Annotated in this window: 1 protein-coding gene; it reads left to right on the forward strand. The window is 70.4% G+C overall.

Annotated elements, in window-relative coordinates; genetic code table 11:
* Positions 1-372: efflux RND transporter periplasmic adaptor subunit (locus tag AC1DCY_RS27970; RefSeq protein ID WP_477356117.1), on the forward strand; the 372-nt coding region annotated here is incomplete at both ends.

Genomic DNA, 372 nt, shown 5'->3' on the forward strand with positions numbered 1-372 from the left:
TTCCTGCTCTCGCAGACCGACCCGCTGCGCGTCTACGTGAACGTGCCGCAAAGCTATGCCAATCTCGTCAAGGCAGGGCAGGAAGTGGTGGTGACGCAGGCGGAGCTGCGTGGCCAGGCCTTCAAGGGGCAGGTGGCGCGCACCGCTGCGTCGATCGACGCCGCCACGCGGACCATGCAGGTGGAGGTCACGCTGCCCAACCGCGACGGCGTGCTGCTGCCCGGGGCCTACGTCACGGTCTCGCTGCCGCTCAAGAGCAGCCAGGCGTTGCAGGCGCCGAGCAACACGTTGCTGTTCCGCGCCGAGGGCACGCGCGTGGCCGTGGTCGACGCGCAGGGCAAGGTGACGCTGCGCCCGGTCACGCTGGGCCGC

This window comes from Lysinibacillus sp. 10T31 (assembly GCF_056394365.1).